A 19,859-nucleotide genomic window follows, 5' to 3' on the forward strand; every position below is an offset into this window, starting at 1 on the left:
CAGATGACACAGGTGTCACAGATGACGACGAACCAGAAACCCCCGTCCACCGCGGTCCTGCGGGTCCTCGTCGCCGACGACAATCCGGTGGTCCGCGCAGGCCTGACGGCCCTGCTCTCCGGCCGAGAAGGGATAAAGGTGGTGGCGGAGGCGGAAGACGGCCGGGAGGCCTGCGAGGCGGCCCGCGACCACCATCCGGACGTCATCCTCCTCGACGTCCAAATGCCGCGCATGGACGGCATCTCGGCACTTCCGTACCTGGTGGGGATCGCACCGGTGGTGATGCTGACGTACAGCGGGGAGTCGGAGATCGTCGAGGAGGCACTGCGCAGGGGAGCGGGCGGTTACCTGGTCCACGGCGAGTTCACGGCGGACGAACTGGTCACGGCCGTACGGGACATCAGTCACGGCCGCCCCCACTTCACCCCCACGGCGGCGGGAGCGCTGCTGGCCCAACTCCGCAAGACGCCCTCGGGCCCGCCCTTGCCGGAAGATCTGGGAGCCGGGACGGATGCGACTGCATACGAACTTTCCAAGACGAAGCTGCGGTATATGAACCCTCAACAAGCTGCGCCACCAAGCATATTGGGCGCGCGGCGGTCTATCACGCCACCCGTTTCTTCACAAAACCTTTCGCAACTGCAACCAGATATGGGACAGTCGTCGTCAGGGTGGGCAAGCGGTTGTCGTCCGGCCGTTCCTGACAGGTCGAGGTTCCAACTGAGCAGCAGGGAGGCGGAGATCATGGATCACATCGCATCCGGCATGAACAACCAGCAGATCGCCGCCACTTGTTTCATCAGCGAGAAGACGGTCAAGAACCACATCAACCGCATCTTCGCCAAGCTGCACAGCACCAGCCGTTCCGAAGCCGCCGCCAAGTGGCTCGGCACGGCCCCGGATTCCGCACGAGGACTGGGGTGACCTGCGGTGACGTCAGGGGGGACGAAGCGGCGGCCCGGCAACTGGGCCCGGGATTGGGTCCTGGGGCCCTCTGGCGGACTGGGAAATTCGCCGTACGTTGCTGATATCGAATGCGGCACCCTGAAGGAAGCCGCAACCGCGTCAGCCGGAGGGGAACACCATGAGCAACTGGATCAACACCACGGTCACATACCTCCAGTCCCGCACCGCCCGCAACGACACGGGGCAGACGGCGGTGGAGTACCTGGGGATCATCGCGGTGGTGGTGGCGATCGTTTTGGCCATCACGGGGACGGACATTGGACAGACGATTTACACAGCGATCACGGCGAAGATCGCAGAAGTGACCGGTTGAGGCGGCCCCGTAGGTACGGCGACGCAGGGCAGGCTTTCCCTATCTACATCACGGTGGTGGGAGGCCTGCTCTTCCTCGCGTTTGCGTACTTCGCGGTTGGCCAGGCAACGGTGAACAGGAACGGTGCCCAGACCGCCGCCGATGCGGCTGCTCTCGCAGCGGCGCAGGACAGGCGTGACCAACTCGCGGGTGCCTGGGTCGAGGATCTCTTGGACCCGACCAAGTGGCAGGCGATCTTCGACGGCAGTGCAGAAGGGCTCGACGAGTCGTGCTGGCGCGCACAGCAACTTGCGGCACAGAACGACGCGGCTGTTCTGAGGTGCGTGCAAGACGGGCTATTGGGCTACACGGTCGAGGTCGAGACGACCGACACCGTGGGGGACTCCATCGTGCCCGGTACCGAGAACATGAAGTCGCAGGAGACAGCGAGTGCGGTGATCGATCCTCGCTGTACTTTCGCCCTCCTGGCTGAGGGCGCGCCTGAGGACGCACTGCCTCTGCTCACTTGCAAGGACAGGGAGTGGAAGCTGGATCCGGAAGATCTCGAAGAGCTTCTTCCAAAGCCTGAGGATCTTTTCGACGTCCACCTGGCCGACTGATCAGCGAACGACGAATGAATAGGGAAGCAGGGTCATGATTATGTGGTTCACGATGCGGGCCCGCAGAGGGGTGGTCGCGCTGACTCTGGCAACCGGACTGTCCCTAGGAGTTGTCGGGTGTAGCAGCGACGGAGACGGCGATGACAAATCGAACGCTTCGGTACCTACGCCCAAGGAAGAAGGGCCCGACCCGAGTACTCAAGAGGGACAGTCAGCGGAACCGTTGGCCGAACTGAAGGGTCCGTCTGGTCTGCTGCTCAAAATCACCGCGGCGCAGCGGGACTCAGGTGGCTTCCTGACCGTGAGCGGTGACTTGACGAACGATGCGAGTAAGGTGTCTGTCGTTCCTGCTCAGGTAAGTGGCAACGAGACAGAGATCATCAAGAATGGTAGGTCCCTTGGTGGTGCCACTCTGGTGGACTCCAAGGGAAAGAAGCGCTACTACGTGTTGCGAGACACAGACGGCCGCCCGCTCACGACGACCAATTTCCCCAATCTGAAGCCAGGCGATTCGGTGCCCGTCTTCATGCAATTCCCCGCGCCGCCCCCGGAGACAACTGAGTTGACGTTCCAGCTGCCCATGTTCTCAGCTGGTGTCATCGAGATCACCGGGTGATGCTCAAATGACCACGTCTCGAATCCCACATGCCGCAACGGGCAAGTGGTTTGCCATGACGGCCGTTGCGGTCCTGCTTGCTGCGAGTGTCAATAATGTTGCTGCACACGCCGCCGACGACCCCAGCGTCCCCCCCGGCACCGAGGCCACCGCCTCCGCCCCCGTCGAACTCGACCCCAACGACCCGGACCTGAAGCTCCCCGACGGCGCCACCCTCGCCGAGCCGAAGGTCCTGGACATCAAGCAGGTCGTCGAGGAGCAGAGCGGTGACGAGCGCCGCGAGGACACCAACACGGAGGTGACGTTCGCGCTGCAGGCGGAGGTGCTGTTCGGCAAGGACAGCGCGAAGCTCAGCGCGCAGGCGAAGGCCCGTATCGGCGCGATCGCCGAGGAGATCAAGAAGCAGAACGCGGCGAGGATCCGGGTCTTCGGCTTCACGGACAACCTGGGCTCCTCGGCCCACGGCGACGTCCTGTCCCGTCAGCGCGCGAACGCCGTCCACACCGTCCTGGACCAGGAGCTGAACGACCCCGACGTCACGTACGAGGTACGCGGCTACGGCGAGCAGTACCCGATCTCCGACAACTCGACGGAGGCCGGCCGCAAGAAGAACCGCAGGGTCGAGATCACGTTCCCCCGAACTGAGAGCTGAGAACCGAGAACTACTAAAACACTCGTGCGATTCTCGGATCTTTGATCCGGGCAAGATTCTGTCCTGCTGCGCACATGGTCCTACTCGTAGACACGCACCAGTCCTGTACATCTCCCGACGTAACGCGTTGAATATGGTGAGTTACTGACTTTTGCGATTGAAAGCGGTTGATCATGGCGGTAACGCCAAGGCCCGGTAGGCTGACGGCAGCGGCAGACAAGGATTCGCGTCCGGCGCGATCAGCCGCGACTGACAGCGACTCGGAGCCCTTCGTCTCGCCGGTCAATTCGCACAACGAGTGGGACCCGCTGGAGGAGATCATCGTCGGGCGTCTCGACGGCGCGACGATTCCCTCCGACCATCCGGTCGTGACCTGCAACATCCCGCCATGGGCGGCACGGATGCAGGGGCTTGCCGCCGGTTTCAGATACCCGCGCCCGTTGGTCGAGCGGGCGCAGCAGGAACTCGATCGGTTCATCGCCCTCCTGGAGTCCCTCGACGTCACCGTCAGACGCCCGGACGAGATGGACCACCGGCGCCGCTTCAGCACCCCCGACTGGTCGTCACGCGGCTTCTGCAACACGTGTCCGCGTGACAGCATGCTCGTGATCGGCGACGAGATCATCGAGACCCCGATGGCATGGCCGTGCCGGTATTTCGAGACCCACTCCTATCGCACGATCCTCAAGGAGTACTTCCGGGGCGGCGCGCGCTGGACGGCGGCTCCCAAGCCGCAGCTCACCGACGAACTCTTCGAGGCGGACTTCCGTATCCCCGAGGCCGGCGAGCCCATGCGCTACATCCTCACCGAGTTCGAGCCGGTGTTCGACGCGGCGGATTTCGTGCGCGCGGGACGCGACCTGTTCGTCACGCGGAGCAACGTCACCAACCGGATGGGCATCGACTGGCTGCGCCGTCATCTCGGACCCGGCTACCGCATCCACGAGATCAAGAGCCGCTGCCGCGCGCCCATGCACATCGACACGACGTTCGTCCTCCTCGCGCCCGGCAAGGTACTGGTCAATCCCGAATACGTCGACGTCGACCACCTGCCGGACGTCCTGAGCTCGTGGGACGTCCTGATCGCCCCCGAGCCCCGTCCGATCGACGATCGTCTGCTCAAGGTCACTTCGATGTGCGGCAAGTGGCTGAGCATGAACGTTCTCATGATCGACGAGAAACGGGTGATCGCGGAGCGCCACCACACCGACATGCTGCGCGCGCTGGAGAAATGGGGCTTCGAGCCGATCCCGTGCGACCTGCTGCACTACGCGCCGTTCGGCGGCTCGTTCCACTGCGCGACACTCGACATCCGACGCCGCGGCACGCTCGAGTCGTACACCGATTGACGGTCCCACCGGCCGCTGAGGTTCCTCCCGAGGTGAGAGGGGGAGGGAGCGATGAGGTCAAGGCGCCGGTGTTGCGGTGTGTCGCGCCGCACAAGACCAGATGACGGAGAATGCCACACCCTGTCCAGTGGACCTGGTGCCTCCCGTGACAACGCCTCCGGTCGACGTCGAGGCCCGGAGCATGGGCTGTGCCGCCCCTCGTAACGGGTCCGTTCCAAGTGGGCCGTGGGGTGGTGGGTTTAGTTGGATACACCCGGCAAGTCGTCACTCATCTCCCTGGTGTCGTTATGCATCGCTGGATAGCGTGGGTTCGCTCGAGAGAAGCCTCGCCCCACCGGGAGCCGACACCGTGAACCGCCGCCCTACCCTGCTCGCAGCGCTCGCGCTGACCGCTGCCACGGCCCTGACGCTGTCCGCGTGCGGCGGCAGCGAGGAGGGCTCCGCCAAGGACAAGGACAGCGACAAGATCGCGGGTGCGGACACAGGGGGCGAGAAGGAGTCGTCGCCGAGCCCGAGTGCTTCGGCCGCTTCAGGGCGCCCGGAGATCGAGTTTCCCTCGGACGCGGAGAACGTTTTCGAGTACGAGAAGACGGGCGATCCTGTGAAGGACGCAGTCCTCGCGGACAGTGCATTGAGCGTCAACTCTGTCGATGAAGCGATTTTTGCTGGCAGTACGGACACCGAGGCGCTCGGCTTCTACAACACGGAGAAGGCGCTGAGCGGCTCGATCACTTATGCGCTCAGGTACATCAAGAAAGACGACACCTGGGTCGGTGAAACTCGTTACTTCGACTACAAGGTGAGCCTGTCTGGGGCGAACGGCGCCTACGTCACTTACTGCTCCGACGAAAGCAAGTCGTTCATCAAGAACAAGAAGACCGGGAAAGTTGAGGACACGCCGACGACGGCAGACAGTTATGTCCTCTACAACACCAAGCTAGAGAAAAGCGCTGATGGCGTCTGGCAAACCACCGACGTCGCGTCGAACCGGGGGAGCAAGGAGTGTCAGCCGTAGGAAAAGCAGTAAGGATCACAGCTCTTGCCGCGCTCGTTTCCATCCCCTCGCTTGTGGCACCTGCGGCGTTTGCCGGCGGGCGTGGGGAGAACGGCACACGAGAGGGGGCGCAGCAGCAGGCCGAAGCCGGTGGCGACGGTACTGTTTCGGTCACGGTGGGTGGTGTGGTCTTCGATCGTTCGAAGAACGGGAGCGGCGACTCCGCGGGTGCGTTGACCTCGGCCACGTCGTGGTCGCCGCCGCCTTGTTGGTATGCGCCCAAGTACACGCCGGAGCAGTTGCAGGAGTATTTGGAGCCGATCTGGGAGGCCGGGTCGACGGGGCACGAGTGGGATGCCGTGCAGCGGAAGAAGTATCTGAATCCGGACGAGCCGGAGAAGGACTTCAACAAGGACCGGACCGGTGAGGGGCACTGGTGGGGTTCCTACGTCAATGACAGCTTTCCCCCGGGCTGGGATTCCTGCGACGAGGACTATTTCTGGGTGGATCAGGGTGATCCCCCGCCGGCCGGCATCGAGAACGCGGTCACGCCGGAGATCCTCGCGGAGCTCGCCTATGCGGAGATCCGTGTCCCGGGTACGGAGGTGACGCTGGCCCCGGCCGGGGCGGCGAAGGTGAATCTTCCGACGTGGGCGTGGCTGGACGGGGCGGAGTTCAAGCCGGTGTCGGTCACCGCGTCCGTGCCGGTGATCGGTATTGAGGCGACGGCCACGGCGGTGCCGGTGTCGCTGGAGATCGAGCCGGGCACGCCCGACGCCCGGACGTTCCCGGCGTCCGGTGTCTGTGCGATCGACGACGGCCGCATCGGGGAGCCGTATGCCAAGGGCAAGGCGGAGCGGACCCCGCCCTGCGGGGTGGAGTACCTGCGTTCCTCGGGCGACGGCACCTTCCCGTTGCAGGCGACGGTCACCTGGGAGATCGAGTGGACCGGCACCGGCGGCGCGGGCGGCGACCTTCCCGACGGCAGCTTCGGCGCCACCCAGGACGTCGTCGTCCAGGAGATCCAGGCCATCAACCGCTGAACCACATGCTGAAAGTCCGGAGGCGGTCCGGAACCCGTCATCGTCGGATTCCGGACTGCCCGGGTGGCTGACATCCACGTCGTCGGCGCACGAGGCCGAGCGGCGACGGGGAGGGCACGACGGTCCATGGGCCCCGCCGTCCGAGCGGCCTACAGCAGGTGGTCGGCTTTGCCGGCCTTGATCTCGAGGATGAGGGTGCGGAGGGCTTCTCGGGTGTCGGTGAGGGGGCGGTCCTCCTGGCCGGCCACGGCGATGTAGGCGTTGCCGTCGGGGTCGGTGCCTATGCGGAAGCAGTTGGCGCCCTCGGCGCAGAAGGGTTCTTCCCAGGTGATGGCTGCCATGGGGTGCTCCTCAGAGGTCGCTGGCGATGTTGTGGATGAAGTCGCGTGAATCGGCCGACGAGAGCGATGCCTCTTCCATCCAGTCCAGGTGCGCCCGGTACTTGGCCAGTTGGGACTGACCGTGAAGGAACTCGGGCCCGTGAGCCGAGTCCAGTTCCGCCGTGTCGAGTTGGGGTACTGCCGCTTCCGCGTAGGTGAGGCCCTGGCCGGCTCCGGGGAAGGCTCCGGCCTTGAAGCGGATCACCCGCACGTCGATGTTCGCGAGTTCCGACAGCTCGCAGAGGTGGTCGAGCTGTGCGCGCATGGTCTTCGTGCCGCCGAACTCGACGCGTAGTGCGGCCTCGTGCACGTAGCCGACATACGTGATCGGGGATTCCCGATGCAGGACCTGCTGACGCTGCATGCGATGCGCCACTCGCAGTTCGATTTCGGCCGGTGACAGTGGCGGCAGGGCGGCGGCGAACAGCCTGCGTGCATAGGCGTCGGTCTGCAACAGGCCCGGCACGTGCAGGGCCAGTCCGCCCCGGACTCGTCTGGCTTGCCACTCCATCTCGGCAATGTCCAGCAGTGCTGCGGGGAGTTGACCGCGATAGGACTCCCACCAGCCCCGTGTCCGGTCGCCGGCCATGTTCGCGAGGGCCTCGACGTACTCCTCGTCGCGGCAGTCGTAGTTGCACGCGAGGGTCCGCAGACGTTCGGGAGTGATGGTCCGGACCCCTGCCTCGATATTGGAGATCTTCGCCCGATCGAGGCCGAGCAGCCCGGCGGCGTACTCCGTCGACACCTCTGCTGCGAGACGCATCTTCCGCAGTTCCGCGCCCAGTCGTCGCTGGCGTTGAGTGGGCGTTGCCCTCGGCGGCATCTGTCACTTCCTCCAATGGTCGCGGCGTCAGTCTGCCCCTTGGCGGCTCGATAGGTCTACCCACATGAGTGGTAAATCCGGTCAGTTGGTGGCAATGTGCCACCTTCGTGGTCTACTGTCAGCGATGCGGTAGTCGCTTTCCGTGGCGGTCGGAAGTGCGTCATGCGAGCTCACCGCACCATCCTGCCCTGGGAGGGGTGTGCCCGTGCCAGGAAGACAGGCCACCGGCGGGACCGCATCACAGACCAGCAATCACCATTCAGCAATCAGCTGTCAGTCAACGGGAGTTGTTATGCCTGAACCCTCGTCCCTCTGTCCGATCGCCGCGCCCGTCGACCGGCCGTCCGCCCCGCCTGCCCCCGACACTCTCGCCTACAGCTTCACGCCTCCCGCCGCCCCGCAGAGCCCCGCGATCGCCCGCTCGGCCACGAGGGGGATCCTGCGGGCCCACGGCCTGAACGACGTGACGGACGCCGCGGTGCAGGTGGTGAGTGAACTGGTTGCGTGTTCGTGCCGGTTGGCGCCCGCCGCCGAGGTGTACGTCTCCCTCCGCTACCGGGACGACGCCCTCCGCGTGGTCCTCTACGACGCCCACCCCCGCCACACGCACCCCCGGCTGGCTGCCGCCTGCGACTCCCGTCGCCGAGCGGCGCTCCGTGTTCTGGCCTGCGTGGTCAAGGTCTGTGCGGGGGAGTGGGGGTTCGGTGACGCGCGGGAGCCGGGTGGAGGCACCCGGATGTGGGCCGTTCTCCCCAGGGGCGGCGCGCGTGCGTACGCGGCCGGGGAGCCCTAAAGGCTCTCGCTGGTGAAGTGGCGGTCGGCTGCCGCGACCATGGACTGGGCGAGCTTGGCCAGGGCATGGTCCGGGGTGGGGGTCAGCGGGGGTTCGACGGCCAGGCGCGCGGCCTCGCGGGCGTCGATCAGGGCCAGGGCGGTCAGCGGCTTCTCGGACCAGAAGTTGAACTTGTCGCCGTCGTGCTCGCTGCGCGCGATGCTCAGGGCTTCCCGCGCCAGCGCGGTGGCGTCCTCGAGTACCACGTCGATCAGCAGGTTCGCGACCGCGAGCAGGCCGATGTCGCGGCGTGGTCCGTGGAGCCCCATGGCCTGCACCGTGATCTCGGCCGCCAACTGCCGCTGTGGAAGCCCTTGTCTCCGCCCCCGCGCCTGATCCCGCTCCTGTTGCGGGGGCTGGGGCTGTTCGTGCTCCGGCAGGGGCGTCGAACGCAGGAGCTGCCGGACGGCCTGCTCCAGCGCGATGCCCCGCGCCGCCGGGTCGGTTATCTCACGGGTCGTCCGCAACAGGTCGGCGATGAGCTCCGCGGTGAGTTCCGGTGCCGTGTCCGCCAGTTCGTCCGCCATGAGGCACAGGGCGTGTGCCTGTTGCTCCGGGTCGGTGATGGCGGCAGCGACCCGGCGGGCTCGTACGGGCTCGCGCTCGACCAGCGCCACGGCGAGCGAGGTACGGGCCTCGCCGAGTCCCTTGGGGTCGGTGATGTCACCGATGATTTGCTCGACCTCGTGGAACAGCCGTTCCGCTCTGCCGGGAGCGCTCCAGCACAACTCCCTGGCGACCATCGCGTTCGCCCTGGCCCGCGCGCTCGCCGGGCCGCCCGTGATGCTGAGGGCGATCTGCTCCGCTCTCTCCAGGTCCGTGTCCACGAGTACGGCCACGACCTCGCACTGAGCCACGGCCCGGTCCTCCTTGTCGGGCAGGGCGTCGGCGCTCTGCAGAGCCCGGTCCGGGTCGGCGGCGGCCATGGCGACGATGCGGTCCAGCACGGCCTGCCGCTTGGACGGGCCTGCGCCCGGGGCGGCAGGGGCATCGGGAAAGGAGCTGGGGCGCGGTTCGGTGGCCTCCGCGGCGGGCGAAGTCGCGGACAGCTTCTTGGACGCCTTCGCGCGGATCCTCTGATCCTCGATGCCCTGGAGCAGGCGTGCTGCCCGGTCGGCATCGTCGCCGGCCACGGCCACGGCGACCTTGGCCAGAATCTTCTCCGTGAAGTAGACGTCCTTCGCCGGGAGGCTCCGGGCCATGCGCTCGGCGCGGTCCGGGTCCACCGCCGCCATCGCCCTGGCGACGACACTCAGCGCCTGGGCGTCGTCGGACCGCCCGGGCACGTTGCCGAGTTGCCGGACGATCTCCTCGGCCCGCGCGGGATCGAGCGGCGCGAGCCCTTCGGCGGCGACGTACAGGGCCTTGCGGCGGGTCTTCCGGCCGGCGATCACGTTGATCCCGCGGGCCGTGGCCTCGGCGCGCATGGCGTGCGACAGCGCCCAGGAACGGTCGAGAGGCGCGCATTCCCTGGCGGCCGCGGCCATGACCCGCACCCGTGCCAGAGGGTCCGGGAGTCGGTGGGTCTGTTGCTCCACCTTCCGCATGAGCTTCTTGGCGTGGGTCCGGTCGATCATGTACACGGCCGCGGCGAGGGAGGAAAGCGTCCGCACCCGTTCCTCTCCACCGGAGATATGGCTCGTGACCTCCTCGGCCCGGGTGAGCAGGCGACGGGCTCGGGCCTCGGCACGCTCCCGGCCCTGTTCCCGCACACGCCGCACCCGCCGCTCCCGCTCGGCCCGTCGGGCCTCGGCTGCGGCCGGGTTCATCGCCGGCTCCTGTGCGCCGGGGCCGGGGGCGGAGGTGGGGCCGGTGCCGGCATCGGTATCGGTATCGGTGCCGGTCTCCGGGGCGCCTCCAGCACCGTTGTCGGAGGTGCCCTCCCCAGGCTTTCCGTCCCGTCCGGGGCCGATGACGAGGGTGACCTCGGGCGGCAGCCACGGCCCCTCGGCGTCGTCCAGCGCAGGAAGCCGTTCGAGGATCTCGGCCACGGTCGGCCGGGCGTCCGGAGCCTTCGCGAGACAGTCCACGACCAACGGACGCAAGCCGGCGGGCAGGCCGTCCGCGAGCTGGGGTTCCTCGTACACGGCACGGTAGTTGACCGCGTGCGCGGCGCCGTGGCCGAACGGGCTGACGCCCGATGCCGCGAACGCCAGGACCCCGCCGAGCGCGAACACGTCCGCCTCGGGCCCCGCCTGGTTGCCGACCACATGCTCCGGGGCCATGAAGCCCGGCGTACCGAACACCAGGCCGGTCCGGGTGAGCTGGGTGTCGTCGGCCGCCCGCGCGATCCCGAAGTCGATCAGCCGGGGCCCGTCCGGGGCGAGGAGGACGTTGGCGGGCTTGAGATCGCGGTGCACCATGTCGCAGGCGTGCACCGCCGCCAGCCCTTCCGCGAGGCCGGCTGCCAGCCGCCACAGCGCGGACGTGGGCAGCGGCCCATGGCGTCGTACCGCGTCCTGCAACGACGGGCCGTCGATGTACGCGGTGACCAGCCACGGCGGATCGGCCTGTGGATCGGCGTCGACGACCTGCGCCGTGTAGAAACCCCCCACCTGACGGGCGGCCTCCACCTCGCGGGCGAACCGGCGCCGGAACTCCGCATCCGTCGCCAGCTCGGGATGGACGACCTTGACGGCCACCAGCCGCCCTCCGCGCGAACGCCCGAGGAACACCTGCCCCATCCCGCCCGCACCCAGCCGCCTCAGCAACCGGTACGGCCCCACAGCCTGTCGATCACCAGCCCGCAGCCCCTCCACCACGCTCTTCCCCCTCCCGATCCGCCTTCACGGTATGCGGTCGGGAGGGCTCGTCACCACTGTCACCCGCACCCCTCTCCGCAGCCCCCACCCCGTCATCGCCCCGGCCTCGGACTCGACGACATGCCGCGCCCGCACCCTCGGCAGCCCGAGCCGCCCCGGTGCCATGGTGCGTACGGCGATGACGCGCAGACGCCGGTCGAGATAGGCGACGTCGATGGGCATGCGCATACGGAAGGTGTGGATGCTGTTGGCGGGGGAGAGGAGCAGCGCGCCGTCGAGCGAGTCCCGCCCCAACAGCCCTTTGGTGCGGGCGCGGTAGGAGGCGGCGATCTCCAGTGGCACCCGCACGTCCGGCCGCCCCTCGTCACCCGGCACGACCAACCCCCCACGCCCGTCCCGCCAGGCTGCCATCACCACCCCGCCTCTTTCACCTCTTCGGTCCCTGTCCCTTCCCCTATGGTCAGTTGCCGCGGAGGCGGGCCGCAAGGGCGGCCAGGGTCTGGGCGGTCTCGGTCAGGCTCTCCACGGCGGCGTCCAGGTCCGAGGCGAGGCGGGGCGCCGGGAGGGCGGCGGGCACGGAGGGAACCGGCGTACCCCGGTAGCCGATCGGGCCCTCGTTGTAGCGCTGGTAGTAGCCGGTGAACCCCTTGCCGGAGGGGGCCTCGATGAAGCGGACCCCGGTGAGCTGGGTCTCGGTCCCGCCGGAGTTGCGGGTGATGTCGAGGCGGTAGTGCCGGAAGGCGGGCACGCCGGCGCGGGGGCGCAGGAAGAACTCACGCGTCTCGAAGCGGTCGGTGAACCGCTCCCCGATGCGCACGTCCAGGGGCGTCCAGACGTCGCCGTCGTGGGAGCCGAGGAGGGTCCAGTCGCGGGGGTCGCGCTCGGCGAAGTCGTTCGCGGAGGTGAGGGTGTACGAGGTGATGGCGGCGGGACGGGCGAGGGTGAAGTCGAGCAGGGCGACGTCGTCGCCGGCCAGCCACTTGTCGCGGGAGTCCTCGATGAGGTTCTCCGCGATCTCGCCGGCCTCCTCGAACTCGTCGCTCGCCTCGACGTCGGTGGCCTCGACCTCGTTCGACAGGGTGTGCAGCACGGCCACGCCGGAGTTCCCGCGCTGGTCGCGCCAGGTCACCCGCTCCGCGGGGGCGGGGCCGCCGTCGTCCACCAGGAGCCGCAGTTCGTGGGAACGGTGCCAGTCGCCGCCCCAGCCCTCCTCGGTGCGGAAGCGGTGCAGGTGGTGCGAGCCGGAGACCGGGGCGTTCGGCATGCCCTCCGAGTACGGCCACCTGCCGGTGAGACGGCCCCGGTACTCGTACGCAGTACCGTCGGCGGCACGGTGGACGCCGTGGAAGTCCGACATGTTGGACTGGAAGCTGATGGCCGTCTCGGTACCGTCGTCACCCTTCCAGCTGAGCTGCGCGGGCAGCGAGTGCTCGTCCCGGTCGATGTGGAACAGCAGCCGGGGGGCCGCCTGCCAGGAGCGGGACGGGGAGGCGTGGGCGGAACGGCGTTCGGTCCGGTACGTGAAGACCGAGTCCCGGGCGGCCTCCGCCGTCCGCACGCGTTCGGAGCGGCCCCGCTGGGCGACGGGGTCCAGGGTGATCCGGTAGAGCCAGAACATGCTGCGGGCCTTGGCGGACGAGCGTATCTCCAGGGTGTTGGTACCGGCCTTGAGCAGGTGTCCGGGCACCGCGAAGACGTTGTCCTGCGGGAGGTCGCCGCCACCGGGCACGGTGAGGCCCTCGGCCAGTGCCTCGCCCTGGAGCAGGACGTCGACGGGCGCGTACCCGGGCTCGGGGCCGAGCTTGGAGACAAGAGCGGTGACGGTGAGTGTGGCCTGGGGGATGTCCTCCGGATCCTCCACCTCGAACTCCATGGTCACGGACCCACCCGCGCCGAGCGCCAGATGGGACCCGGCGAACCGACCGTCCTCGTGCCGGACGTCGGCGTTGGCCAGCCGGGCCGGGCTGACGGAGAAGTCCGCGTAGGTGGCTTCCATACTCATGGCAATAGCTCCTGATGGCTCGTCAATAATGTCTGGGGCAAGGCGGAATGACGACTCCAACCGCCACGACCGGCCCCACGGGCAGTGAACCTAGTGCCCCCCTGTGACAACGCCTCCGCTCGACGCCGAGGACCGGAGCATGGGCGGTGCCGGCTTGCGCAACGGTTCCGTCCCAAGGGAGGGGAGCGGCGAAGGGTTTGACCGGATACGCCCGGCAATTCGTCGCTGATCTCTCTGGTGCCGTTACGCATCGCTGGATAGCGTGGGTTCGCTCGAGAGAAGCCTCGCCCCACCGGGAGCCGAAACCGGAACCGCCGTCCGACGCACGGCAGCGCGATCGCTACGTCAAGGGCGAGCCCTACACGGACTTCACCAAGGACAAGGCCGGCGAGGGCCACTGGTGGGACTCGTATGCAACAGCCGGTCGTGAAGGCGATCCAGGTGCTGCCGACTGCGACGAGCCCATTTTCTGGGTGGATGAAAACAACGACCCGCCGGCCGACATCCCGCAGGCGGTCACCCCGGAGATTCTCACCCAGCTCGCCTATGCCGAGGTCCGTGTTCCCCCGACGGAAGTGGCTCTGGCGCCGGAGGGCACGACCAAGGCGAACCTTCCCACCCGGGCATGGCTGGACGCGGCACAGTTCAAGCCGGTCTCCGTCACCGTCTCGGTTCCGTTGCTGGGCATCGAGGCGACGACCACTGCCGAACCGGTGTCCGTGCGGATTGAACCAGGCACACCGGATGCCGAGGCCTATCCGGCATCCGGCATCCGGTGTCCGCGAGATCCGGAGCGGCCGGATCGGTGAGCCGTACGCCAAGGGCAAGGCAGACGAAACCCCGCCGTGCGGTGTGACGTATCTGCGCTCCTCGGGAGACGACTCGTACGAGCTCACGGCCACGGTCACCTGGAAGATCGAGCGGACCGGCACCGACGGTGCGGGCGGCGACCTTCCCGACGGCACCTTCGGCGCCACACGGGACGTCGTCGTCCAGGAGATCCAGGCCATCAACCGCTGAACCGTGCGCTCCCTCTATGGAGGGCCCTCTGCTCCGGATGCGCCACGAAATGCGGAACCTCTCGTTCCTTCCATGGGTGCAGGTGGATCGGGAGAGGGGTGCGCGTATGGCCGAGCCTCGGTTGGCTGTCGACGGGGACGAGCTCGGACGGTTCATGAAGTCGCTGCGCAAGTCGGCGAGCTCGCTCAGGGGCGTACGGCAGGCGCTCGCCGACGGGACTGTCACCGGACTCGGTACGGACGATCTCGACCGTGCCTGTGAGTACTTCCAGGACGACTGGAAGTACGGGGCCGAGGAGATCGGCAAGCAGACCGACGACCTCGCCGAGATCATCGGCAAGAGCAAGGACAGCTACCTCGAAGTCGACAAGGCGCTGGAAGCCGCGTTGAAGAAGGCTCGCAGCGGCAAGGGCGGCCGCACGTGACCGCCACCCACATCGACGACACCGGTGCGGCGCTCGATCCGAAGTCGAGGGCGGATCTCGGGACACCCCAAGGACTCAAGTCGGCGCCCCGTATCCCGTACCCCGACTATCCGCACTTGGGATTCAACCCCGTGCCGGGTGACACGGAGACCATCCGAGGACTGCACAAGAAGCTGAGCGGGTGCGCGAAGGTACTCGAGGACACCCATGAGCTGGTCACCAAACTGCTGGACGGCAGTTACTGGAAGGGTGACGCCGCCGTCGCCTTCCGCGAACAGCTCGACGACGGCCCGCTGCCGCTGAACCTGAAGAACGCCGCGCGGTCCATTCGTAAGGCGGCCAAGCAATTGAGCTGCTGGGAAAGTGAGTTGGACGACTTCCAGCGGCGCGCGAAGCGGCTGGAGAGCGACGCCGAAGCCGCGCAGACTGCGGTGGACCGGGCGAAGGGGCGTGCTGCCAAGGCGGAGGAGCACCCCGACCTGGAGGAGAAGAAGGGAAGCGGGGACAGCTCGGCGCAGCGGGCATTGAGCCGTGCCAACGCCGATGTCGAGGAGGCGCAGGCGGAGCTCGACAAGGTCATCGGCAAGGCGAAGAGGCTGGCCGAGGAGCATGAGCGCCAGGCCAAGCATCGCGCGACGAAGATCCGCGACGCGACGAAGAAGCTGGCGCCGCATGAGCCGGGAATGTTCGACAAGGCACTCGACTGGCTGACGGACAACCTGCCGGACATCCTCAGCTTCTTGGCAGGCATCGCAGGAGTCGTGGCGATTCTCTTTGCGGGGCCGTTGGGCCTTGCCATGGTTGCGGCGCTGATGATGACTGCATCCGGGTTGAGTGCCGTTGCGCTCGGCCTCCGGCTTTTTGCGAACCCCGAGACCTTGGAATCCCTGAAGGACGGTTTCATCAAAGGTGAACTTGATTCTGATTTCTGGAGCAACCTGGTATCGGTAGGAGCAGACGCGGCTGGGGCAGTTCCCGGCCTCGGAGCGGCCGCCGCAGGAGCTAAGAGCGCGATGAACGCCATTCGGGCCGGGGGAGGGGGGATGCCAGCCATGCGTAAAGTCGCACTTTTCGGTACGAAGATCATGGACAACATGGAGGTCATTGCTCGGTTGGACAACCCGCTGGTGGGGCGGGCCGTCCGAGGTCTCAGTAATCCCGCTGCCGCGGCGAACGCAGTGGCAGTGACTTCAGGGCTGATCGGCGTAGGAACGGCTGGATTTGGGCTCTACAGCAAGGTCGTGGACGCAGACGACGACGGCATCAAGGATGGCAGCGTCGCAGGTATCGACGGCACACGAGTGATTTTGGACAACGGAGGCATCTTCGGCGTCGTCCGCCATGCTTTCTGACGTCAATGCAAGGGAAAGGGGCAACGTGAAGCCGGTGGAGTGTCACGTGGCTTGGGATCATCCGCCTACCCGTCGGTCCTACATGGGGCACATGCTGATGAATGTTGTCGGGCTACTGGGGTGGGCTGCCACCTGGCTCGGCCTGCTCTATGTGTTGATTGCCTACCTCTCTCCCAGCTTCTCCTTCCTCTTCGCGCTTCCGCTCTGCTATTGCTTCTATCGAGCGGTAGTGCAGCTGCGCTATTTTTCCCCGGCTCTGCAGATGCGCCGCATCCTGCGAACGTACCCCTGGCGGATTATCCGAGGGGTTCCACACGGGCTGGCCGACCATGCGGAAGTTTCCCACAAGCACTATGGGTGGTTTGAATTCTCCAACCCCGCCCACCCTGAATGCCGATTGCCGCTCGTCTTCTCTCGGCATCACCGTACGGAGTGGTGGCACCGAAGAATGGCTCCTCGCGCCAAGCCCATGCTGAAGGCGGAGATTGAGATGATCTGGTTCGCTGGTGATCCTCGGTTTGTCGGACTCATCGCTGCATCAGGACGGGACGGCATAACCCCCTGTCGGTTGCACATTCTTGAACAGCGGATGGCGTCGCAAGATAGTGAAAGATTCAGGGAATGGGGTGCCACTGCGGAGGATGTAGAGCGTGGTCGACGCGCTGGAATCTCTTCTCACCCCTGACCGCGTAGGGAATCGCTAGTGACCAACCCGACAATCATCCTCCACGAATCGTTCACCGACCCCCATGCTGCGCTTTGGTTTCTGGAACCTGCCGGCTTCACGGCGTTGCCCCTCGACGCTTTGCTTCCTGCCCCTGGATCTCAGGCGGCGGACGTCCTGCGGAAGGTAGCTGCTCCGCTCCTGAACACGTCCACGGGTGAGTTGGCACGTCAGCAACTCATCGCCCAGTTCGCCGCGGCGCAGCAACTCCTCTCCGCTCTCCGTGAAGCAGGCACCGTGCACTGTTCCGTTGGGCTGCATCGGGATGATGTGGGTGGGGCGGAGGGGCATGGGGCTGGGGCGGAGGGGCATGGGGCTGGGGGCGGGGGGCCGCTGTTTTCGTTGTTCACGGTTTCCTGGCGGGAGTTCGCGCCTGCACCCCGGGGCGTCACTGCCGCCCGTGCCGTGACGGCCGGTGGCGGGCATCGGTGTGTCGAGTTTGCCGAGTTGGCCGCTGGCCCCGCCACCTTCAGCGAGTCGACAGCCACCCCCGGCAGCGAGAGCGGGCTGCCGCAGCGGCCGCTGCTTCAGGTGCACGCCCACCTTCCCCATCCGGACTGCCGACGGCTCGCTGTCCTCACGCTCACCACCACGGCTCCGGCGCGGCGCGAGGAGTACCGGACGATTCTGCGGGCGATCACCGAAAGCGTCAGCTTCGAGAGCCCCGGGTAGGTACTCCGCCATGACCACACTTGGTGCCGTGTTCCGGCCGCAGCTTGCTCCCGAGCGTCTTCGTACCGTTGCCCGCAGTGCGGAGGATGCCGGGCTGGACGAGCTGTGGCTGTGGGAGGACTGTTTCCGGGAGGGCGGGATCTCCACGGCCGCCGCCGCGCTGGCCTGGACGGAGCGGGTACGGATCGGGGTCGGGCTGCTCCCCGTGCCGTTGCGGAACGTTGCCATCACGGCCATGGAGGCCGCCACCCTGCACCGGATGTTCCCCGGCCGGGCCGTCCTCGGTGTCGGACACGGGGTGCAGGACTGGATGGGGCAGGTCGGGGCCCGGGTCGAGTCGCCGGTGACGCTGTTGCGGGAGCATCTCGTCGCGCTGCGTGCCCTGCTGCGCGGGGAGCGGCTCACCGTCGACGGGCGGTACGTCACACTCGACGACGTCGCCCTCGACTGGCCGCCCGAGGGCGAGGTCGAGGTGCTCGCCGGAGCCACCGGGCCGCGTACCCTGCGGCTCACCGGCGAGGTCGCCGACGGCACCGTTCTCACGGCGTCCACCTCACCCGAGGGCGTCCTGCGCGCCCGGAGTCTCATCGACGAGGGGCGTGCGGCGGCCGGGCGTGACGCCGCGGCGCACACGGTCGTCGTCTATCTCCTCACGGCCACCGGGCCTGGCGCCGACGAGCGGCTCCGCGCCGAGTTGATCGCCGAGGGCGTCGGCTCCGAGCCCGGTCTCGGAGTGGCCGGGGACGCCGCTGCCGTCGCCGACGCGGTCCAGCGGCTGGCCGACGCCGGGGCCGACTCCGTGATCCTCCAGCCGACGGGGGACGAGCCGGACCCGGAGGGGTTCGTGCGGTTCGCCGCGGAGGAAGTGGCCCGGCGGGTGGGGGCGGCCGTGTCGTAAGCCGTCGGCGGGGAGGCCGGACGGCCCCGGGAAAAACCGTGAGCGGATTCCGTGGCGTTCTGTGAGGATCGCGGGATGTCCTACGGACGTCGCTCGGACCAGTCCTCTACCTCATCTTCCTCCTCTTCCTCCTTGCGCTCCTTGTCCTTCGACGAGCTGCTTGCCGAAGGTGCCGCCGTTCCCACCGAGGGGTGGGACTTCTCCTGGTTCGACGGGCGGGCCACCGAGGCCCGTCCCTCCTGGGGGTACGCGCGTGCACTGGCTGCGCGGTTGGGAGGGGAGCCGGGTGCGGCAGCCGGGGCGGTGCTTGATGTGCAGACGGGGGGAGGGGAGGTACTGGGCCTCGCCCTCGACGAGGCCCGACGCGTCGTCCCCGACAGCCGCCGGCCCGCGCTCGTCGTCGCCACCGAAGGCTGGGCGCCCAACGTCGTCAAAGCCGCCGGGCTGCTCCGGGCGCGGGGTGGCTTCGTCGTCGCCGTCTCCGAGGGTGCGTCCGTCCGTACGGGGTTCCCCTTCGCCGACGGGGTCTTCGATCTCGTCGTCAGCCGGCATCCCGTCACAGTCCACTGGCGTGAGATCGCGCGCGTGCTGCGGCCCGGTGGCAGTTACTTCGCCCAGCACGTCGGGCCCAGCAGCGTCTACGAACTCGTCGAGCACTTCCTCGGACCACAGCCGGACGAGCAGCGCAACGCCCGCCATCCCGAACGCGAACGCCGGGAGGCCGAGGCTGCCGGGCTGGAGATCGTCGACCTGCGGGCCGAGCGCCTGCGCATGGAGTTCTACGACATCGCCGCCGTCGTGCACTTCCTGCGCAAGGTGATCTGGATGGTTCCGGATTTCACCGTCGAGGCGTATCTGCCCCAGTTGCGTGCCCTGCACGAACGGATCCTGGCCGAGGGTGCGTTCGTCGCCCACAGCAGCCGTCACCTCTTCGACGTACGCAAGCCCTGAGACCCACCGGGGCCCGCCGGGCCGGCTTACGCGTGCGGTCCTTCCGCAGTGCGGCCCGTACGTCCCGTGCGTCCTGTACATCTCATACGTCCCGCCCGTCCGTGTCGCGCCCGACCCGCGCAGGGGAGGGGGCCGGGTGATGCTCCGAGGTCGCCCCGCCGTCGACTCGTCGGCGGGTCAAGCGGGCGTTTCTCGCGGGGTCACCCGTCGGGGGGACGGCCGGAAGAGTGGTCGTGGTGGGGTTCCGCTGAGGGTGTGTCGCGTCACGCCGGGCGGGATGACCCGCTATCGCCAGGTTCCTCCGGGAGGAAAAGTCGCATTTCGGCCATCGAGGCGCCCGGAGTGTGTACTTCCGTGACTACCGAGACGTCGCGGGGTGATTCCGGAGAGTAGTTGTGGCACGCCGATGCATGCAGCATCACTCACGAAGGGTTATGGTGGAAACCCCCCCTCGGGCCGGTCCGTATCCCCCCCACGGACCGGCCCG

General features: G+C 67.6%; 20 protein-coding genes and 1 pseudogene. 16 read left to right on the forward strand and 5 right to left on the reverse strand.

All coding sequences use genetic code 11. The annotated features are described in order from the left end of the window. The first annotated feature begins 21 nt into the window (after window positions 1-21). The 8 genes from ACFWVE_RS19820 (at window position 22) to ACFWVE_RS19855 (ending at window position 6,532) form a co-directional block, all read left to right on the forward strand. Complete coding sequence (locus ACFWVE_RS19820) at window positions 22-924, forward strand: response regulator (protein ID WP_384015637.1); 903 nt, start codon at window positions 22-24, stop codon at window positions 922-924. Between the two features lie 160 nt (window positions 925-1,084). Further along, complete coding sequence (locus ACFWVE_RS19825; protein WP_384015639.1) at window positions 1,085-1,279, forward strand: hypothetical protein; 195 nt, start codon at window positions 1,085-1,087, stop codon at window positions 1,277-1,279. Further along, window positions 1,276-1,878, forward strand: coding sequence for a pilus assembly protein TadG-related protein (locus ACFWVE_RS19830; RefSeq protein WP_384015641.1), 603 nt, complete (start codon window positions 1,276-1,278; stop codon window positions 1,876-1,878). The genes ACFWVE_RS19825 and ACFWVE_RS19830 overlap by 4 nt, the downstream gene beginning before the upstream one ends. Window positions 1,879-1,912: 34 nt before the next feature. Further along, window positions 1,913-2,494: a hypothetical protein gene (locus ACFWVE_RS19835; protein WP_384015643.1), complete on the forward strand. Its 582-nt coding sequence runs from the start codon at window positions 1,913-1,915 to the stop codon at window positions 2,492-2,494. Window positions 2,495-2,549: 55 nt separating this feature from the next. Continuing rightward, window positions 2,550-3,146, forward strand: a complete 597-nt coding sequence (locus ACFWVE_RS19840; RefSeq protein ID WP_384015645.1) for an OmpA family protein — start codon at window positions 2,550-2,552, stop codon at window positions 3,144-3,146. A 173-nt stretch (window positions 3,147-3,319) separates the two neighbouring features. Further along, window positions 3,320-4,495 (forward strand): amidinotransferase, encoded by a 1,176-nt coding sequence (locus ACFWVE_RS19845; RefSeq protein ID WP_384015647.1) that lies wholly within the window; start codon window positions 3,320-3,322, stop codon window positions 4,493-4,495. A 349-nt stretch (window positions 4,496-4,844) separates the two neighbouring features. Continuing rightward, window positions 4,845-5,510, forward strand: coding sequence for a hypothetical protein (locus tag ACFWVE_RS19850; RefSeq protein ID WP_384015649.1), 666 nt, complete (start codon window positions 4,845-4,847; stop codon window positions 5,508-5,510). Next, window positions 5,498-6,532: a hypothetical protein gene (locus tag ACFWVE_RS19855; protein ID WP_384015651.1), complete on the forward strand. Its 1,035-nt coding sequence runs from the start codon at window positions 5,498-5,500 to the stop codon at window positions 6,530-6,532. The genes ACFWVE_RS19850 and ACFWVE_RS19855 overlap by 13 nt, the downstream gene beginning before the upstream one ends. Before the next feature lie 149 nt (window positions 6,533-6,681). On the opposite strand, the gene ACFWVE_RS19860 is transcribed toward ACFWVE_RS19855, so the two are convergent. Together ACFWVE_RS19860 and ACFWVE_RS19865 are read right to left on the reverse strand one after the other, a co-directional pair. Next, complete coding sequence (locus tag ACFWVE_RS19860; RefSeq protein ID WP_384015653.1) at window positions 6,682-6,873, reverse strand: hypothetical protein; 192 nt, start codon at window positions 6,871-6,873, stop codon at window positions 6,682-6,684. A 10-nt stretch (window positions 6,874-6,883) separates the two neighbouring features. Beyond that, window positions 6,884-7,735 (reverse strand): helix-turn-helix domain-containing protein, encoded by an 852-nt coding sequence (locus ACFWVE_RS19865; protein ID WP_384015655.1) that lies wholly within the window; start codon window positions 7,733-7,735, stop codon window positions 6,884-6,886. Between the two features lie 292 nt (window positions 7,736-8,027). Here ACFWVE_RS19865 and ACFWVE_RS19870 point away from each other — a divergent pair, with 292 nt between their 5' ends. After that, the gene (locus tag ACFWVE_RS19870) at window positions 8,028-8,528 is read left to right on the forward strand and encodes an ATP-binding protein (RefSeq protein WP_384015657.1); all 501 of its coding nucleotides are present in this window, start codon (window positions 8,028-8,030) and stop codon (window positions 8,526-8,528) included. On the opposite strand, the gene ACFWVE_RS19875 is transcribed toward ACFWVE_RS19870, so the two are convergent. Genes ACFWVE_RS19875 through ACFWVE_RS19885 form a run of 3 tightly spaced genes read right to left on the reverse strand, consistent with a single transcriptional unit; the run spans window position 8,525 to window position 13,331 of the window. After that, window positions 8,525-11,329 (reverse strand): protein kinase, encoded by a 2,805-nt coding sequence (locus ACFWVE_RS19875; RefSeq protein WP_384015659.1) that lies wholly within the window; start codon window positions 11,327-11,329, stop codon window positions 8,525-8,527. The two genes, ACFWVE_RS19870 and ACFWVE_RS19875, sit on opposite strands and share 4 nt — an antisense overlap. Before the next feature lie 24 nt (window positions 11,330-11,353). Further along, window positions 11,354-11,740: a DUF192 domain-containing protein gene (locus ACFWVE_RS19880; protein ID WP_384015661.1), complete on the reverse strand. Its 387-nt coding sequence runs from the start codon at window positions 11,738-11,740 to the stop codon at window positions 11,354-11,356. 49 nt (window positions 11,741-11,789) lie between these two features. Beyond that, complete coding sequence (locus ACFWVE_RS19885) at window positions 11,790-13,331, reverse strand: alpha-1,2-mannosidase (protein WP_384015663.1); 1,542 nt, start codon at window positions 13,329-13,331, stop codon at window positions 11,790-11,792. A gap of 320 nt (window positions 13,332-13,651) precedes the next feature. Between ACFWVE_RS19885 and ACFWVE_RS19890 the strand changes: the two are divergent. From ACFWVE_RS19890 to ACFWVE_RS19920, 7 genes and pseudogenes are all read left to right on the forward strand, one after another. After that, window positions 13,652-14,351, forward strand: a pseudogene (locus ACFWVE_RS19890) (hypothetical protein); the annotation flags it as partial. A 106-nt stretch (window positions 14,352-14,457) separates the two neighbouring features. Continuing rightward, window positions 14,458-14,775, forward strand: a complete 318-nt coding sequence (locus ACFWVE_RS19895; RefSeq protein ID WP_384015665.1) for a hypothetical protein — start codon at window positions 14,458-14,460, stop codon at window positions 14,773-14,775. Next, complete coding sequence (locus ACFWVE_RS19900; RefSeq protein WP_384015667.1) at window positions 14,772-16,127, forward strand: hypothetical protein; 1,356 nt, start codon at window positions 14,772-14,774, stop codon at window positions 16,125-16,127. The genes ACFWVE_RS19895 and ACFWVE_RS19900 overlap by 4 nt, the downstream gene beginning before the upstream one ends. Before the next feature lie 91 nt (window positions 16,128-16,218). After that, a complete protein-coding gene (locus tag ACFWVE_RS19905; protein WP_384015669.1) occupies window positions 16,219-16,812 on the forward strand; it encodes a hypothetical protein in 594 nt (197 codons plus the stop codon). Window positions 16,813-17,298: 486 nt separating this feature from the next. Further along, window positions 17,299-17,523, forward strand: coding sequence for a hypothetical protein (locus tag ACFWVE_RS19910; protein WP_384015671.1), 225 nt, complete (start codon window positions 17,299-17,301; stop codon window positions 17,521-17,523). Window positions 17,524-17,533: 10 nt separating this feature from the next. Then, a complete protein-coding gene (locus tag ACFWVE_RS19915; RefSeq protein ID WP_384015673.1) occupies window positions 17,534-18,421 on the forward strand; it encodes an LLM class flavin-dependent oxidoreductase in 888 nt (295 codons plus the stop codon). 75 nt (window positions 18,422-18,496) lie between these two features. Further along, window positions 18,497-19,372: a methyltransferase domain-containing protein gene (locus ACFWVE_RS19920; protein WP_384015675.1), complete on the forward strand. Its 876-nt coding sequence runs from the start codon at window positions 18,497-18,499 to the stop codon at window positions 19,370-19,372. Window positions 19,373-19,859 lie beyond the last annotated feature (487 nt).

Origin of the sequence: Streptomyces sp. NPDC058632 (genome assembly GCF_042717095.1) — a bacterium.
Classification (GTDB): domain Bacteria; phylum Actinomycetota; class Actinomycetes; order Streptomycetales; family Streptomycetaceae; genus Streptomyces.

Bases quoted from the DNA above. Each gene is read 5' to 3' on its own strand.
- ACFWVE_RS19885 (WP_384015663.1), bottom strand. From the start codon at position 13,331: ATGAGTATGGAAGCCACCTACGCGGACTTCTCCGTCAGCCCGGCCCGG.
- ACFWVE_RS19825 (WP_384015639.1), top strand. From the start codon at position 1,085: ATGAGCAACTGGATCAACACCACGGTCACATACCTCCAGTCCCGCACC.
- ACFWVE_RS19905 (WP_384015669.1), top strand. From the start codon at position 16,219: ATGCTGATGAATGTTGTCGGGCTACTGGGGTGGGCTGCCACCTGGCTC.
- ACFWVE_RS19915 (WP_384015673.1), top strand. From the start codon at position 17,534: ATGACCACACTTGGTGCCGTGTTCCGGCCGCAGCTTGCTCCCGAGCGT.
- ACFWVE_RS19880 (WP_384015661.1), bottom strand. From the start codon at position 11,740: ATGGCAGCCTGGCGGGACGGGCGTGGGGGGTTGGTCGTGCCGGGTGAC.
- ACFWVE_RS19840 (WP_384015645.1), top strand. From the start codon at position 2,550: ATGACGGCCGTTGCGGTCCTGCTTGCTGCGAGTGTCAATAATGTTGCT.
- ACFWVE_RS19870 (WP_384015657.1), top strand. From the start codon at position 8,028: ATGCCTGAACCCTCGTCCCTCTGTCCGATCGCCGCGCCCGTCGACCGG.
- ACFWVE_RS19860 (WP_384015653.1), bottom strand. From the start codon at position 6,873: ATGGCAGCCATCACCTGGGAAGAACCCTTCTGCGCCGAGGGCGCCAAC.
- ACFWVE_RS19835 (WP_384015643.1), top strand. From the start codon at position 1,913: ATGATTATGTGGTTCACGATGCGGGCCCGCAGAGGGGTGGTCGCGCTG.
- ACFWVE_RS19920 (WP_384015675.1), top strand. From the start codon at position 18,497: ATGTCCTACGGACGTCGCTCGGACCAGTCCTCTACCTCATCTTCCTCC.
- ACFWVE_RS19845 (WP_384015647.1), top strand. From the start codon at position 3,320: ATGGCGGTAACGCCAAGGCCCGGTAGGCTGACGGCAGCGGCAGACAAG.
- ACFWVE_RS19820 (WP_384015637.1), top strand. From the start codon at position 22: ATGACGACGAACCAGAAACCCCCGTCCACCGCGGTCCTGCGGGTCCTC.
- ACFWVE_RS19865 (WP_384015655.1), bottom strand. From the start codon at position 7,735: ATGCCGCCGAGGGCAACGCCCACTCAACGCCAGCGACGACTGGGCGCG.
- ACFWVE_RS19895 (WP_384015665.1), top strand. From the start codon at position 14,458: ATGGCCGAGCCTCGGTTGGCTGTCGACGGGGACGAGCTCGGACGGTTC.